Origin of the sequence: Nocardia albiluteola (assembly GCF_018860155.1) — a bacterium.
GTDB classification, from domain to species: Bacteria; Actinomycetota; Actinomycetes; order Mycobacteriales; family Mycobacteriaceae; genus Nocardia; species Nocardia albiluteola.
In genome coordinates this window covers 310,205-325,353 of record NZ_JAHKNI010000006.1, presented here as the reverse complement: position 1 = coordinate 325,353, position 15,149 = coordinate 310,205, and the positions used below count along the sequence as shown (strand labels likewise).

The window sequence follows — 15,149 nt, the reverse complement described above, 5'->3', positions numbered from 1 at the left end:
CCCCGACCGCGATACGCGGGATGCTCCCGGCCGTCGCGCACGCGACGGCTATCGTTCTCTTGCCCCGCAACGACAGAACGGATCAAGTATGACCGCGAATTTCGCTCGCCGTATCCCCGCCGCCGCTGCCACCGCCGCGCTGATCGTCTTGACCGCCGGCGCTTTCGCCGCCGGCAGCGCGGCCGCCACGCCTCCGGCCGCGCCCGCCACCACCGCCGATCCCACGCCGGACCTCCCGTTCCCGGGCGGTGTCAGCGTCAGCCCCGACGGTATCGGTCTTCCCGGCGTGCAGCTGCAGTCGGACGGTTCGATGAACATCACGGGTGACAACGCGAACAAGGTCGTCGCGTGCGGCGGCAAGAACATCGGGATCGCGGGCAACAACAACACCCTCACCGTGACCGGAGGCTGCGGCATCGTCACCATCTCCGGGAGCGGCAACCACATCACCCTCGACTCGGCCGCGACCATCACCGTGACCGGCCAGAACAACAACGTCGCTTACCGTTCCGGCACTCCGCCGGTCAACAACAAGGGCGCCCACAACCTGGTCCACCGCGCCTGATCCACCGTCCCGGACCTGGTCGATACCACCGGGTCCATCGGGGGCCGCCGCTACTGTTCCGGCTCAGTGCTTCAGCACGAGGACCAGGCCGAGGGTGAGCATGACGACCGCGACGGCGCAATCCAGTACGCGCCAGGCGATCCGGCGGGCGAACAGCGGCCCCAGCAGTCTCGCGCCGAAGCCCAGCCCCGAGAACCACACGATGCTCCCGAGCATCGCCCCCGCGGCCAGGAACCACCGATTCGACCCCGCATAGGTGCTCGCGAACGAGCCGAGCAGAACCACGGTGTCGAGATAGACGTGCGGGTTCAGCCAGGTCAGGGCGAGGCAGGTGAGCACCGTGGCCCCGAGGGCCATGGATGCCTCGCCCGCCTCCCCGGCCAGCGTCGCCGGCGCTAGCGCCCGCCGCGCCGCCAGCACCCCGTACCCGATGAGAAATGCCGCCCCGGCGTACCGGGCCACCAGCAGCACCGCCGGGGCCGCGCGGACGACCGCGCCCAGTCCGGCCACCCCCGCGGCGATCAGGACCACATCGGACAGCGCGCACACCGCGACGACGGCCGTCACATGCTCCCCGCGAATCCCCTGCCGCAACACGAACGCGTTCTGCGCACCAATCACCACGATCAGCGACAGCCCGAACCCCAACCCCGACAGGGCCGCCAGTGCGGCCGATGCGACATCCATGCCCCAACGCTAAGGTCGCGTACCTGGTCAGACCAGCTAATCTTTTTCAAGCATCATTACAATTTCTTACTATGGACCTGCAGCTCGATCAGCTTCGCGCCCTGGACGCGGCGGTCGCCGAGGGGACGTTCGAGGCCGCCGCGCGGCACCTGCGCCTCACCCCATCGGCGGTCAGTCAGCGGATCAAGGCGCTCGAGGGGGCGGTCGGGCGCATCCTGCTGCAGCGCACGAAACCGGTGCGGCCCACCGAATCCGGGCTCGCGGTGCTGCGCCTGGCCCGTCAGATCGACCTGCTCACCGGCGACACGGCGCGCGAACTCGGCAGCCCGACAGGCGAATCCGACGAGCCTACCGGCGTCGACCATCCCGTGCGGATTCCGATCGCGGTCAATGCCGACTCGCTCGAGACCTGGGTGATGCCCGCCCTCGCCCGCGGCCCGGCGGGTGTGTGCTTCGAAATCCACCGGGAGGATGAGGAACACACGACACGACTGCTTCGCGACGGCACCGTGATGGCCGCCGTCACCGCCACCGCGCAGCCCGTGCAGGGCTGCCGGGTGCGACGGCTGGGCGCGATGCGATATCGGCCGATGGCCACGCCGGCATTCGCCCGCACCTGGTTCCCCGAGGGCACCACGGCCCGGGCGTTCGCCGCGGCGCCGGTGGTGATGTTCGACCGCAAGGACGATCTGCAGGATCGGCTGATGCGCCGCCGCACCCGCCGCCCGGTGAACCCGCCCCGGCACTACATCCCCGCCACCTCCGGGTACGCCGAGGCGGTGCGGCTGGGCCTGGGCTGGGGCATGTTGCCCGACCAGCAGCTCGGCACCGGGCCGTACGCGCGGGACCTGATCCGCATCGACGATGCTCTGCACGTGGACGTGGTGCTGTACTGGCAGCAGTGGCGGCTGGACTCCCCCGCGCTCACCGCCGTCGCGCAGACCATCGCCGCCACCGCGGCAACATCCCTGCGGTGACGGCTGAGCAACGGAAGTCGTTGCGGCGAACATCCGGCCCACCGCCGGCCCCCCACCGGATGAGGCGTGTGCCGACTGCTGCGCTATGACCTCGACGGCCCGCTGCCGGGGTCGACCCCGGATCCGTGCGAATCCGGCCGGCGACCAGGCGTCAGGGTTCGTAGTCGGCCAGTTCGATGCGCGTCTCGCCGTATTTGCGCGGCTTCTGCGCGGAAAAGTGTGCGGGCCAATCGGTTTCGACGGACCGCGTGGCCCGCTCGACGACGACCAGCGCGCCGGGATGCAGCCAGCCGTTCGCCACCAGCGACCGGAGATCGGCGGTGACCTCGGCCGCCTCCAGCGCGTACGGGGGATCGGACAGCACCAGATCGTACGGCTCGGCCGGTACCCCGGCAAGCACCGAAGACACTGTGCCCGTCCGCAATTCGCCGCCCGGAAGGCCGAGCTCGGCGATGTTGCCGCGCACCACCGCCGCGGCCTTGCGATCGGATTCGACCAGCAGTGCGTGAGATGCGCCGCGGGACAACGCCTCCAGCCCCAGGGCGCCGGACCCGGCATACAGGTCCAGCACCCGGATGCCGTCGAAATCCATTCGGGCACTGAGCATGCTGAACAGCGCCTCGCGCACCCGGTCCGACGTCGGCCGGGTCCCCGCGGGCGGCACCCGCAGGCGCCGCCCACCGGCGAGCCCGGCCACGATGCGGGTCACCGCGGCACTGCTTTCCCGCTCACGACTGCGCCTCGCTGGCGCTCGGCTCCGTCGTGCGCGCGGCGCACTGTGTCGATGGTTCGCTGCGCTGCGCTCCGCTCACTCGGCCGCGGTCTCGTTCAGGCGCACGTCCACGAGCAGGTCCCCGCCCTCGACCTGCTGCACCTTGCCGATGGCGACGCGCGCGATCGTGCCCGCGCGCGGCGCGGTGATCGCGGCCTCCATCTTCATGGCCTCGATCGTGCCGATGGTGTCGCCCGCCGCGATAACGTCCCCCTCGGAGACGACGAGGGTCACCGCACCGGCGAACGGCGCGGCGATGTGGCCGCTGTTGGACTTGTCGGCCTTCTCCGCGGCCGGAACCTCGCTGGCGATCGAGCGGTCGCGGACCAGGATCGGGCGCAGCTGCCCGTTCAGGATGCACATCACCGTGCGCATGCCGCGCTCGTCCGGCTCGGAGATGGCCTCGAGCCCGATCAGCAGGGTGACGCCCTTCTCCAGCTGTACCCGGTGCTCCTCGCCGTGCCGCAGGCCGTAGAAGAACTGATTCGCCGACAGGCTGGAGGTGTCGCCGAATTTCTCACGGTGCTCGGCGAATTCGCGGGTGGGTCCGGGGAACAGCAGGCGGTTCAAGGTGTCCCGGCGCTGCGCCGAATCACCGTTCAGTCCCGCCTCGTCCTGGGCGGTCAGCTGGGTCTCGGGCTTGGCCGGGCCGCGCCCGGTCAGCGCACGGCTGCGGAACGGTTCGGGCCAGCCACCGGCCGGAGTGCCGAGCTCGCCGCGCAGGAATCCGACGACCGAGTCCGGAATGTCATAGCGGCCGGGGTCGGCGGCGAAGTCCGCGACGTCCACCCCGGAACCGACCAGCGACAGCGCCAGATCGCCGACCACCTTCGAGGACGGGGTCACCTTCACCAGACGGCCGAGCAGCCGGTCGGCCGCGGCGTACTTCGCCTCGACCTCCTCGAACCGGTCACCCAGGCCCAGGGCGATGGCCTGCTGGCGCAGATTGGACAGCTGCCCGCCCGGAATCTCGTGCTCGTAGACGCGCCCGGTCGGGCCCGGCAGCCCGGACTCGAAGGGCGCGTAGCCCTTTCGCAACGCCTCCCAGTAGGGCTCGAGATCGCAGACATTCTGCAGATTCAGGCCGCTGTCGTGGGGCGAATGCGCCGCGGCGGCCACGATCGCCGAGAGCGGGGGCTGAGACGTGGTGCCCGCCATGGGCGCCGACGCGCCGTCCACCGCGTCGGCCCCGGCCTGCCAGGCCGCCAGGTACGTCGCCAGCTGCCCGCCCGGGGTGTCGTGGGTGTGCACGTGCACAGGCAGATCGAAGTTCTCGCGCAGCGCGGTCACCAGGGTGTGCGCCGCGGGTGCGCGCAGCAGCCCGGCCATGTCCTTGATGCCGATGATGTGCGCGCCGGCCTCGGCGATCTGCTCGGCCAGCTTCAGGTAGTAGTCCAGGGTGTACAGGTTCTCGTCCGGATTGGACAGATCCCCGGTGTAGCTCAGCGCCACCTCGGCCACGGCCGTGCCCGTCTCGCGCACCGCATCGATCGCCGGGCGCATCTGATCGACGTTGTTGAGCGCGTCGAAGATGCGGAAGATGTCGATCCCGGTCGCTGTCGCCTCGGAAACGAAAGCGCGCGTGACCTTTTCCGGGTACGGGGTGTAGCCGACCGTGTTGCGGCCACGCAGCAGCATCTGCAGGCAGATGTTCGGAATCGCCTCGCGCAGCGCGGCCAGGCGCTCCCAGGGATCCTCGTGCAGGAACCGCAGCGCCACATCGTAGGTCGCGCCGCCCCAGCATTCGATCGACAGCAGTTCGGGAGTCATCCGCGCGACGTGCCCGGCCACCTGCAGCAGGCTGTTGGTGCGCACGCGCGTGGCCAGCAGCGACTGGTGCGCGTCGCGGAAGGTGGTGTCGGTGACGGCGATTCCCCGCTGTTGCCGCAGGGCCTGCGCGAAACCCTCGGGGCCCGAACGCAACAGGCGCTGGCGGGACCCGTCCGGCGGCGGCACGGTCAGATCCAGCGCGGGCAGCTTGTCCTGCGGGTACACCGCGGACGGTCGCTGGCCGTGCGGCTTGTTGACGGTGATATCGGCAAGGTAGGTGAGGATTTTGGTGCCGCGGTCCGCGGATCCGCGCTGGGTCAGGAGGTACGGGCGTTCATCGATGAACGAGGTGGTGATCCGCCCGGCCCGGAAGTCCGGATCGTCGAGCACCGCCTGCAGGAACGGAATATTGGTGGACACGCCGCGGATCCGGAATTCGGCGACCGCGCGCCGCGCCCGCGCCACCGCGGCGGTGAAATCCCTTCCGCGACAGGTGAGCTTGACCAGCATCGAATCGAAGTGGGCGCCGACCTCCGCGCCGAGGTTGGCCCCGCCGTCCAGGCGGATGCCGCTGCCGCCTGGACTGCGGTAGGCGGTGATGCGCCCGGTGTCGGGCCGGAATCCGTTGGCCGGGTCCTCGGTGGTGATCCGGCACTGCAGCGCCGCGCCCCGGATCGAGATCGAATCCTGGCTCAGGCCGAGGTCCTCCAGGCTCTCCCCGGCCGCGATCCGCAGCTGCGAGGCGACCAGGTCGACATCGGTGATCTCCTCGGTCACGGTGTGTTCCACCTGGATGCGCGGATTCATCTCGATGAACACGTGATTGCCGCGCTCGTCGAGCAGGAACTCCACCGTGCCGGCGCAGCTGTATCCGATCTGCCGGGCGAAGGCGACCGCGTCCGCGCAGATCCGTTCCCGCAGTGCCGGATCCAGATTCGGCGCGGGCGCGAGCTCGATCACCTTCTGATGGCGCCGCTGCAGCGAGCAGTCGCGTTCGAACAGATGGATGACGTTACCGCGGCCGTCGGCAAGGATCTGCACCTCGATGTGCCGGGGATTGATCACCGCCTGCTCGAGGAACACCGTCGCATCGCCGAACGCCGATTCGGCCTCGCGCATCGCGGCCTCGACCGCCTCGCGCAGCTGGGCCCGATCGGCGACCCGGCGCATACCGCGCCCGCCGCCGCCCGCGACGGCCTTGACGAAGACCGGAAACTCCATCTCCTCGGCCGCGGCCAGCAGCTCCGGCACGTCCGCCGAGGGCGCGCTGGAGTTCAGCACCGGCAGTCCGGCCGCCCGGGCGGCGGCGATCGCGCGTGCCTTGTTGCCGGTCAGCTCGAGCACCTGGGCCGAGGGGCCGATGAACGTGATGCCCTCGGCGGCGCACGCCGCGGCCAGGTCGGGGTTCTCCGACAGGAAGCCGTACCCGGGATAGATCGCATCGGCACCGGCCGTCTTGGCCGCCTTGATGATCTCCTCGATCGACAGGTAGGCCCGGACCGGGTGCCCGGGGACGCCGATCTGATACGCCTCGTCGGCCTTGGTCCGGTGCACCGAGTTGCGGTCCTCGTAGGGAAAAACCGCGACGGTCCCTACTCCGAGTTCGTAGGCGGCACGGAACGCACGAATGGCGATTTCCCCGCGGTTGGCGACCAGCACTTTGGAGAACATTCGATAAAGGTACATGCCGGTGAGCAGGCCTTGCGAATTCGAATGGAGTTCGCAAAATCCTAACAACCGGCAGGTGGCGAACTGCAAAGTTTGCGTAATCCGGACGAAACTGAGGCCCACTCACCGGACAGATGCCGGAATAGGGACCTATCGCGGATCGCTTATGCTTGACAGTGCAGCTGGTTCGCTGCGCCGGCGAGTTGGAGCCCCGAGCGTCGTGCGGCAGCGTCGAACCCGGTCCCTCGGGGCCGGGTGAGAGGGAACCCGGTGGGAATCCGGGACTGTCCCGCAGCGGTATGCAGGAACGACCGCCGTCATCAGCACTGGGTGCACACCTGGGAAGCGACGGCCAGTAGGACACACCCCGGCACGACCGGGGTGCGCTCATCGAGGTGGCGCCTGTAAGTCCGAAGACCTGCCCGCTGTGCCGGATACGCCGTATCCGGCGGCCACCGCCTCGTGGATCGGGCGGGCGGACACCGGTGCATCACCACACACACCCTGGGCTCCGTCTGCGCATATACGGCGGTGACCGTGGCTACCAGCACTGGAGAAATTCCATGACTGTCATTCCGCACACACCGTTCACCGCGACGGTCCCCGGCATTCCGCGAATCGGGCCGCGTCGCGAGCTCAAGCGGGCGATCGAGGGCTACTGGGCGGGCCGCCTCACCGCGGATGAACTGCACGCCGTGGCCGGTGGCCTGCGTGCCGACCAGCTGCGCGCCCTGCACGCGGCGGGACTCGACTCGGTGCCGATCGGCACCTTCTCGTACTACGACCAGATGCTCGACACGGCGGTCCTGCTCGGCGCGCTGCCGCCCCGGGTCGCGGGCATCGCCAACCCACTGGACCGCTACTTCGCGGCGGCGCGCGGCGCCGATGGCATCGAACCGCTCGAGATGACCAAATGGTTCGACACCAACTACCACTACCTGGTGCCCGAGATCGGCGCGGACACCGCATTCACCCTGCACCCCGAGAAGGTGCTCGGCGAGCTGCGCGAGGCGCGGGAGCTCGGCATCCCGGCCCGTCCGGCGATCATCGGCCCGGTGACATTCCTGAAACTGGCCAAGGGAATCGACAGCGCGGCGCCCCTGGCCAGGTTGACGGAGCTGCTGCCGTTGTACCGAGAGCTGCTGGGGCAGCTGGCCGCCGCGGGCGCACAGTGGGTCCAGATCGACGAGCCGGTGCTGGTCACCGATCTCACCGACGAGGAGATCGTGCTCGTCCGGAACACATACGCGGACCTGGCTTCCGCGCCGACGCGGCCCGCACTGCTGGTCGCGACGTACTTCGGACGACCGGGCCCGGCGCTCGAGGTCCTGGCCGGGACCGACATCGAGGGCATCGCACTCGACTTCGTCTCGGGCACAACCGTTTCCGACGTGACCTCGATCCCGGCGCTGGCGAACAAGCTGCTGGTGGCGGGCGTGGTGGACGGGCGCAACGTGTGGCGCACCGACCTCGACGACGCGCTCGCCACGCTGGGCACCCTGCAGGGCGCGTCCGGCTCGCTGGCCGTCTCGAGCTCCAGTTCGCTACTGCACGTGCCGTATTCGCTCGAGCCCGAGGCCGAGCTGGACCCGGCGCTGCGCTCATGGCTCGCCTTCGGCGCCGAGAAGGTCCGCGAGGTACAGCTGCTCGCCCGGGCGCTGCGGGAGGGCACCGAGGCCATCACCGACGAGCTGACCGCCGCCCGCACCGCGGCCCGGAGCCGCCGCGACGACCCGCGCCTGCACGTGGGCACCGTCCGCGCCCGGCTGGCGGCCCTGGGCCCGGACGCCGAACATCGCGCCCCGGCCGAGGAACGCCGTGCGCTGCAACGTGATCGGCTGCAGCTACCGCTGCTGCCGACCACGACCATCGGCTCCTATCCGCAGACCACCGCCATCCGCAAGGCGCGGGCGGCGCTGCGCGCAGGGGAGATCACCGAGGCGCAGTATCGCGAGCAGATGCGCGCGGAGATCGCCGATGTGGTTGCGCTGCAGGAGAAGCTGAGACTGGACGTGCTGGTGCACGGCGAACCCGAGCGCAACGACATGGTGCAGTACTTCGCCGAGCAGCTCGACGGATTCGCCGCTACCGCGAACGGCTGGGTGCAGTCCTACGGCACCCGCTGCGTGCGCCCGCCCATCCTGTTCGGCGACGTGGTGCGCCGGGAACCGATGACGGTGGAATGGATCTCGTACGCGCAGTCGCTCACCGACAAGCCGGTCAAGGGCATGCTGACCGGGCCGGTGACCATTCTGGCGTGGTCGTTCGTGCGCGATGATCAGCCGCTGGCGGATTCGGCTCGCCAAGTGGCCCTTGCCATCCGGGACGAGACCGTCGATCTGCAGACCGCGGGCATCCGCATCGTCCAGGTCGACGAGCCCGCCCTACGGGAGCTGCTGCCGCTGCGCGCGGAGGCCAAGCCGGACTACCTGAACTGGTCGGTGGCCGCGTTCCGGTTGTCCACCAGCGGAGTATCGGATGCCACCCAGATCCACACGCATCTGTGCTACTCCGAATTCGGTGAGGTCATCGGCGCGATCACGGCGCTGGACGCCGATGTCACCTCGATCGAGGCGGCGCGCTCGCACATGGAGGTGCTGGACGATCTGAACTCGGCCGGATTCGATCTGGGCGTCGGACCGGGCGTCTACGACATCCATTCACCCCGGGTGCCGAGTGTGGAGGAGATCAGTGCCGCGCTGCGGTCCGCCCTGAAAGCCGTTCCGGCCGAACGGCTCTGGGTGAACCCCGACTGCGGGCTGAAGACCCGCGGGCCGGTCGAGGTGGAAGAGTCGCTGCGCAACATGGTCGCCGCCGCGCACAGCGTGCGCTGAGCTCTGGCGAATGAGGTGGCCTGCCCGGCTTCGGCCGGGCGGGCCGCCGTCGCACCGGGGCTACCCTCGAACTCATGACCACTCCGGAACCCCTGCGCTACCGTCTGATCACCGGCCCGGACGACGCCACCTTCTGCCAGCGCATCAGTGCCCTGCTGGACGAGGGCTACCGGCTCCACGGCTCGCCGTCGGTGACCTTCGACGGCACGACCGTCATCGCCGCACAGGCGGTGATCCTCGACCCGCGCTAGGCGTACCTCCGCATTCGCTCTCAGTCGGCTATCTCCCGGAAACTCCCCAGGGAGCGGATGGTGACCGCGGCACCTCACCTCTGACCCGCTCCCGGTGAAATGATCATCCTTCGCACAGTACGCACCGGTAACAGGGCCTGCGTTACCTCGCAGTAGCAGATTTTTTCCGGGCAATCCGCGAGGGAACTGCAATGATTGCGAAGGCCTGCAGTACCATCTGCGAGTGCGCAAGATGTATGCGGGTGCCCGACTACGGCGGTTGCGCGAGGAACGGCGGATGACCCAGGCTGCCCTGGCCAAGTCCCTCGAGCTGTCCCCCAGCTACCTCAACCAGCTCGAGCGCGATCAACGCCCCCTCACCATTCCGGTACTGCTGAAACTGAATTCGACGTTCGATCTCGATGTGCAGTTCTTCGCGGCGGACTCGGACGCCCGGCTGGTCTCGGACCTGCACGAGGTGCTGGTCGAGGCCGGCGGCGGCACCGCACCCCCCGCCGCGGAGGTCGAGGACCTGGCCACCCGGCTGCCCGAGGTGGCCAAGACGATCGTGGCCATGCACCGCCGGCTGCGCGCGGCCACCGATCAGCTGGACCTGCTGTCCTCCAAGGTCGCGACCCCGACGGGCGCCCCCGGCGTGCCCATGCCGTACGAGGACGTGCGCGACTTCTTCTACGACCATCACAACCACATCCCCCAGCTCGATCTGGCCGCCGAGCAGCTGTTCGAGGAGTCCGGCCTGACCATCGGCTCGCTGGACCGCCAGCTGGCCCGCGTCGCCGAGGAGCGCGCCCGGGTGACGGTGCTGGTCCGCGGCGACGGCGCAGATCCGGCCATCCCCAAGCGCCAGTACGATCCCGAGACCCGCACCCTGACCCTGGCCCGCCGGCTGCGCCCCGGGCAGCGCGCCTTCCAGATCGCCACCACGCTTGCGTTCCTGCTGTATGGGCGGCTGCTGGACGAGGTGCTGGGCGGAACCCCGTCGCTGTCCGGCGAATCGCGCGCGCTGGCCCGGGTCGGGCTGGCGAACTATTTCGCGGGGGCGCTGGTGCTGCCGTACGGAAGGTTCCTGCGCTCGGCCGAGGAGTTGCGGTACGACATCGACCTGCTCTCCCTGCGCTTCGAGGTGGGCTTCGAGACCGTCTGCCATCGCCTCAGCACGATGCAGCGGCAGGGCCAGCGCGGGGTGCCGTTCTTCTTCGTGCGCACCGACCGCGCCGGGAACATCTCCAAACGCCAGTCCGCCACGGCATTCCACTTCTCCCGGGTCGGCGGCAGCTGCCCGCTGTGGGTGGTGCACGAGGCGTTCGCGAATCCGGGCCGGGTGCTGACCCAGGTCGCCTCGATGCCCGATGGTCGCCGCTACCTGTGGGTCGCTCGCACCACCAACCCGGCGCCGCGCGGATTCAACACGGCCACCAAGGAATTCGCGATCGGGCTGGGCTGCGATATCGAGTACGCCGACCGCCTGGTGTACTCCAGTGGACTACAACTCGACGACCCGGCAGCCGCGGTCCCCATCGGCGCGGGCTGCAAGGTGTGCGATCGCTCCTCCTGCCCGCAGCGGGCATTCCCGCAGATCGGACGGCCACTGGCCGTCACCGAGACGTCATCGGTGGACCTGCCGTACCCCCACGTGCTGCGCTCGGAGCTATAGCCGGGCCCATGCCGATGGGCTAAGGCTCTACGGCCGGGATCGGCCCCTCCCCGACACCCACGCACAACTCGATCGGGAGTTCCACATCTCCTTGCAAGGTGGTGAGCCCGACCCACCGACCGGCTTCGGGTCGATACCAGGCGACGACCGTAGCCCCTTGTGACAGCTGACTGAGGGGTTCGGGCTCGTACCACTGGAGCGGATCGAGCTCGATCGTCTCGGGAACACCCCAGCACTCGGTCAGGGCCGCTGTCAGCTCTCGGAGAGCGGTCTCGATCTCTGCGTCGGCCGCCTCCCATGCCTCGGTGCTGCGTTCCCAGAAGTACTGGCTGGCCCGCAGAGTACACAGGTGATAGCCGGGCCCACTGCTGCGAACTCCGTCCCGCATGTCTTCACCCGGGAAATCGAGAGCGACTAGATCGTGAACGACGGACTCCATTGGAGGTGTTGACATGTCGCGATGTTAGACACGACCACTGACCACTTCCGCTAGGGATCGATCCGTCCGGTTCGGGTGGCACCGGCCGAGGCCGCCACCACGCACGCGATGCCGGCCCACTGCGGCAGATTCATCGCCTGGCTCAGCACGATCAGCCCGGCGACGGCCGCGACGGCGGGCTCGAGGCTCATCAGCACCCCGAACACCCGGGGCGGAATCCGGCGCAGCGCCTCGAGCTCCACCGAATACGGCAGCACCGAGGACAGCATTGCGACGCCGAATCCCGCGGCCAGCACCGCCGGATGCAGCAGCGCGGCGCCCGCATCGGCGATGCCGATCGGGGCCATGAGCAGTCCGCCGAAAGCCATCGCCAGGGCCAACCCCCCACCGCCGCTGGTCTTTTCGCCGAGTTTCGCGCTGAGCAGGATGTAGCAGGCCCAGCAGGCCGCAGCGCAGAGGGCCAACAGCACACCCGTCCACGGCACCGCCCCCGCCGAGCGGGTCAGCAGCAGGACCCCGCCCCCGGCCAGCACCGCCCAGACCGGATCGACCCAGCGCCGCGAACCGGCCAGGGCCACCGCCAGCGGACCGAGGAATTCGATGGTGACGGCCATGCCGAGCGGAATGCGATCGATCGCCTCGTAGAAGGAGAAGTTCATCGCGGCGAGCACGGCGCCGAAGCCGAGCACGACCGGCAGCGCCCGCCGCTCGATCCGCAGCGAGGACCGCCAGAACACCAGCAGGACGACCCCCGCGAAGCCCAGACGCAGGCTCACCGCACCGGCGGGTCCGGTCGCGGCGAACAGCTCGGTGGCCAGCGCCGCACCGATCTGCACGCTGACGATCCCCGCCAGCACCAGCAGCGTGGGCGGCACCCCGCCGATCCCCTGCCGCACCGGCAGCCGCGAGAACACCTGCGGCCACGAGACTCTCCGCGCCCGCCCGAAATCGATCGCGACCACCGGCACACCTCCACTCTCCGCGGCCGCCTCATTCAACCGCCGGTCCTGCCTCCCGAGCAGCATCCCACCCGGCGTCAGGACACAACGCCAAATGCGGCTCGCGCCTTCCCGGTCCAGCGTCATCGAGCAGGACCGTGCCGATCACCCATCCGGCGCGGAAGCAGGCGCTGACCGACCTCTGCTCCCGGTTCGAGTGGGCGGCCGACTACGACGTCGCATCCGCGGCGACCGAACAGATCGCGGCCGAGCAAGCCGCGGCCACCAGGGATATGGGCTGGTAGCCGGGCACACCTATGACTTGGCCAGGTACTCCAGGCGTTCACCGTCCACCGCGGCACGCATCATCGTCGCCAGGCCCGGGTGCTTCTCCAGCGTCGGATCGGCCTCGACGACCTCGCGGGCGAGCTGCTGGGCGGCGGTGATCACCTCGAGGTCGTCCAGCAGCGACAGCAGGCGCAGGCTGCGGGCCGTGCCGGACTGGGCCGCGCCGAGCACATCGCCCTCGCGGCGCTGCCGCAGGTCCAGCACCGACAGCTCGAAGCCGTCCAGGGTTCCCGCGACGGCCTCCAGACGGGCCATCGCGCCGCCCATCGGCGAGGTCTCGGTGATCAGCAGGCACAGGCCCGCATGCTTGCCGCGCCCGACCCGCCCGCGCAGCTGGTGCAGCTGGCTGACCCCGAAACGGTCCGCGTCGACGATGGCCATGACCGTCGCATTGGGCACATCGACGCCGACCTCGACCACGGTGGTGCAGACCAGCACGTCGATCTCGCCGTCGTTGAACGCGCGCATCACCGCGTCCTTCTCGTCACCGGGCAGGCGGCCGTGCAGCAGCCCGACCCGCAGACCGGCCAGCGCCCCTGCGCTCAGCGTCTCGAAGACGTCCCGTGCGGCATGCGTGGCCGGCCCCTCCTTCTCCTCCTCGGCTTTCGCCTTGCGGCCCTTGCCCTTCGCGGTCGGGTTCTCGTCCTCGTCGTCGCCGATGCGCGAGCACACCACGTACGCCTGGCGCCCGGCCTCGACCTCCTCCCGGATCCGCTCCCACGCCCGATCCACCCAGCTCGGATGTGTCTTGGCGGGGACCACCCGGGTGGTGATGGGCGAGCGTCCTCGCGGCAGCTCGGTCAGCGTGGAGGTCTCGAGATCGCCGAGCGTGGTCATGGCTATCGTGCGCGGAATCGGGGTCGCGGTCATCACCAGCAGATGCGGGCTCATCCCCTGCTTGGCCTTGACGCGCAACGCATCCCGCTGCTCGACGCCGAACCGGTGCTGCTCGTCCACGATCACCATGCCCAGGTCGTAGAACTCGACGGCGTCCTGGATCAGCGCATGGGTGCCGATCACGATGCCCGCCTCGCCGGTCACCGCGTCCAGCAGTGCGGCCTTCTTCGTGCTCGCCGACATCGAGCCGGTCACCAGCACCACCTTGGTGGCGTTGTCCGCCGCACCCAGCTCACCGGCGGTACCCAGATCGCCGAGCATGCCGCGCAGCGATCGATAATGCTGGGCGGCAAGCACTTCGGTCGGCGCCAGCAGCGCGCACTGCTGTCCGGCGTCGACGACCTGCAGCATCGCGTGCAGCGCAACGATCGTCTTGCCGGATCCGACCTCGCCCTGCAGCAGCCGGTGCATCGGATGGGCGCCCGAGAGATCCTCGGAGATCTCGCCGATCACCTGCCGCTGCCCGGCGGTCAGCTCGAACGGCAGCCGCTTGTCGAAATCCGTTGCGATGCCGTCGGTCCGGGGCGGGCACTGCCGGGCCGCGCGACCCTCGGCGTCGTGGCGGCGCTCGGCCAGCACCAGCTGCAGTGCCATCGCCTCGTCGAAACGCAGACGCTCCCTTGCCTGTTCGATATCGGACTTGCTCTCGGGCAGGTGGATCAGGCGCAGCGCGTCGGAGACCGCCAGCAGCCCGCGATCCTCGCGAAGATGCTGCGGCAGTGGATCATCGATCGGATCGAGCTGGTCCAGCACCTGCCGCACGCAGGCGAGCACATCCCAGCTCTGCACCTTGGCCGTGGCCGGGTAGACCGGAACGAATTCGCGCTCGAAGAACGAAACGTCCACGCCCCCGTCGCCTTTGGCGCTGCGGGCCAGCCCTCGCAGGTCGCCGCTGCCGCGCACCGCGGTGAGATTCTCCACCGTGTCCCCTGCCTCCGGCAGAATCAGGTACGAGGGATGCGACAGATTCCAGCGGTCCGGCCGCCACCAGTGCACGGTGCCCGACATCATCGCCCGCACACCCTGTTTGACCAGATAGCTCACCTTGTCGCCGTTGAAGAAGGTGATATCGACGGGTTTGGCCGAGCCGGCGTCGAGCTCCACCTTCAACAGCCGCCCGCGGCGGTTCTTCATCGGCCGCAGTTCGGTCTTGGTCACCGTGCCGACCACCGTGAGGTGCGCACCCTCCTCGGGGGCCTCCTCGGTCAGCGGCTGGCCCTGGGTGACGTAGCGCAGGGGGTAGTGGCGCAGCAGATCCTCGACGGTGTGCATGTCGAAGGCGTCGGCCAGCGGTTCGGCGGCCTTGACCCCGAGCACGTGGTCCAGGCGGTCCCGCAGTGTCGCCATCG

The 15,149-nt window shown here is 69.5% G+C and carries 12 protein-coding genes and 1 riboswitch; of the genes, 6 read left to right on the top strand and 6 right to left on the bottom strand.

The features are described 5' to 3' along the window. Window positions 1-88: 88 nt before the first annotated feature. Entirely contained in the window at window positions 89-565 is a 477-nt protein-coding gene (locus KO481_RS19985) for a DUF3060 domain-containing protein (protein ID WP_215918695.1), read from the top strand. A gap of 63 nt (window positions 566-628) precedes the next feature. Here the strand turns inward: KO481_RS19985 and KO481_RS19980 are convergent, their stop codons facing one another. Next, the gene (locus KO481_RS19980; protein ID WP_215918694.1) at window positions 629-1,252 is read right to left on the bottom strand and encodes a LysE/ArgO family amino acid transporter; all 624 of its coding nucleotides are present in this window, start codon (window positions 1,250-1,252) and stop codon (window positions 629-631) included. Between the two features lie 71 nt (window positions 1,253-1,323). On the opposite strand from KO481_RS19980, the gene KO481_RS19975 reads away from it, so the two are divergent. Then, the gene (locus KO481_RS19975) at window positions 1,324-2,229 is read left to right on the top strand and encodes a LysR family transcriptional regulator ArgP (protein ID WP_215918693.1); all 906 of its coding nucleotides are present in this window, start codon (window positions 1,324-1,326) and stop codon (window positions 2,227-2,229) included. Between the two features lie 151 nt (window positions 2,230-2,380). Here the strand turns inward: KO481_RS19975 and rsmD are convergent, their stop codons facing one another. Together rsmD and KO481_RS19965 are read right to left on the bottom strand one after the other, a co-directional pair. Next, window positions 2,381-2,938 carry a 16S rRNA (guanine(966)-N(2))-methyltransferase RsmD gene (rsmD, locus tag KO481_RS19970; protein WP_215918692.1) on the bottom strand — a complete coding sequence of 186 codons (558 nt, stop codon included), beginning with the start codon at window positions 2,936-2,938 and terminating at the stop codon, window positions 2,381-2,383. 99 nt (window positions 2,939-3,037) lie between these two features. Next, window positions 3,038-6,442, bottom strand: a complete 3,405-nt coding sequence (locus KO481_RS19965; RefSeq protein ID WP_215918691.1) for a pyruvate carboxylase — start codon at window positions 6,440-6,442, stop codon at window positions 3,038-3,040. Between the two features lie 218 nt (window positions 6,443-6,660). After that, window positions 6,661-6,879, top strand: a riboswitch (cobalamin riboswitch). Window positions 6,880-7,002: 123 nt separating this feature from the next. On the opposite strand from KO481_RS19965, the gene metE reads away from it, so the two are divergent. The 3 genes from metE (at window position 7,003) to KO481_RS19950 (ending at window position 11,178) form a co-directional block, all read left to right on the top strand. After that, on the top strand, window positions 7,003-9,273 hold the full coding sequence (metE, locus tag KO481_RS19960) for a 5-methyltetrahydropteroyltriglutamate--homocysteine S-methyltransferase (RefSeq protein WP_215918690.1): 2,271 nt from the start codon (window positions 7,003-7,005) through the stop codon (window positions 9,271-9,273). Window positions 9,274-9,347: 74 nt separating this feature from the next. After that, entirely contained in the window at window positions 9,348-9,524 is a 177-nt protein-coding gene (locus KO481_RS19955) for a DUF1737 domain-containing protein (RefSeq protein ID WP_215918689.1), read from the top strand. A gap of 223 nt (window positions 9,525-9,747) precedes the next feature. Then, window positions 9,748-11,178 carry a short-chain fatty acyl-CoA regulator family protein gene (locus tag KO481_RS19950; RefSeq protein ID WP_215918688.1) on the top strand — a complete coding sequence of 477 codons (1,431 nt, stop codon included), beginning with the start codon at window positions 9,748-9,750 and terminating at the stop codon, window positions 11,176-11,178. Between the two features lie 19 nt (window positions 11,179-11,197). Here KO481_RS19950 and KO481_RS19945 read toward each other — a convergent pair whose 3' ends face one another. Beyond that, entirely contained in the window at window positions 11,198-11,632 is a 435-nt protein-coding gene (locus KO481_RS19945) for a hypothetical protein (RefSeq protein ID WP_215918687.1), read from the bottom strand. Between the two features lie 35 nt (window positions 11,633-11,667). Continuing rightward, window positions 11,668-12,579, bottom strand: coding sequence for an EamA family transporter (locus KO481_RS19940; protein WP_308166697.1), 912 nt, complete (start codon window positions 12,577-12,579; stop codon window positions 11,668-11,670). Between the two features lie 134 nt (window positions 12,580-12,713). Between KO481_RS19940 and KO481_RS19935 the strand changes: the two genes are divergently transcribed. After that, window positions 12,714-12,860, top strand: a complete 147-nt coding sequence (locus KO481_RS19935) for a hypothetical protein (protein ID WP_215918686.1) — start codon at window positions 12,714-12,716, stop codon at window positions 12,858-12,860. Between the two features lie 10 nt (window positions 12,861-12,870). On the opposite strand, the gene recG is transcribed toward KO481_RS19935, so the two are convergent. Further along, window positions 12,871-15,147, bottom strand: coding sequence for an ATP-dependent DNA helicase RecG (recG, locus tag KO481_RS19930; RefSeq protein ID WP_215918685.1), 2,277 nt, complete (start codon window positions 15,145-15,147; stop codon window positions 12,871-12,873). Window positions 15,148-15,149 lie beyond the last annotated feature (2 nt).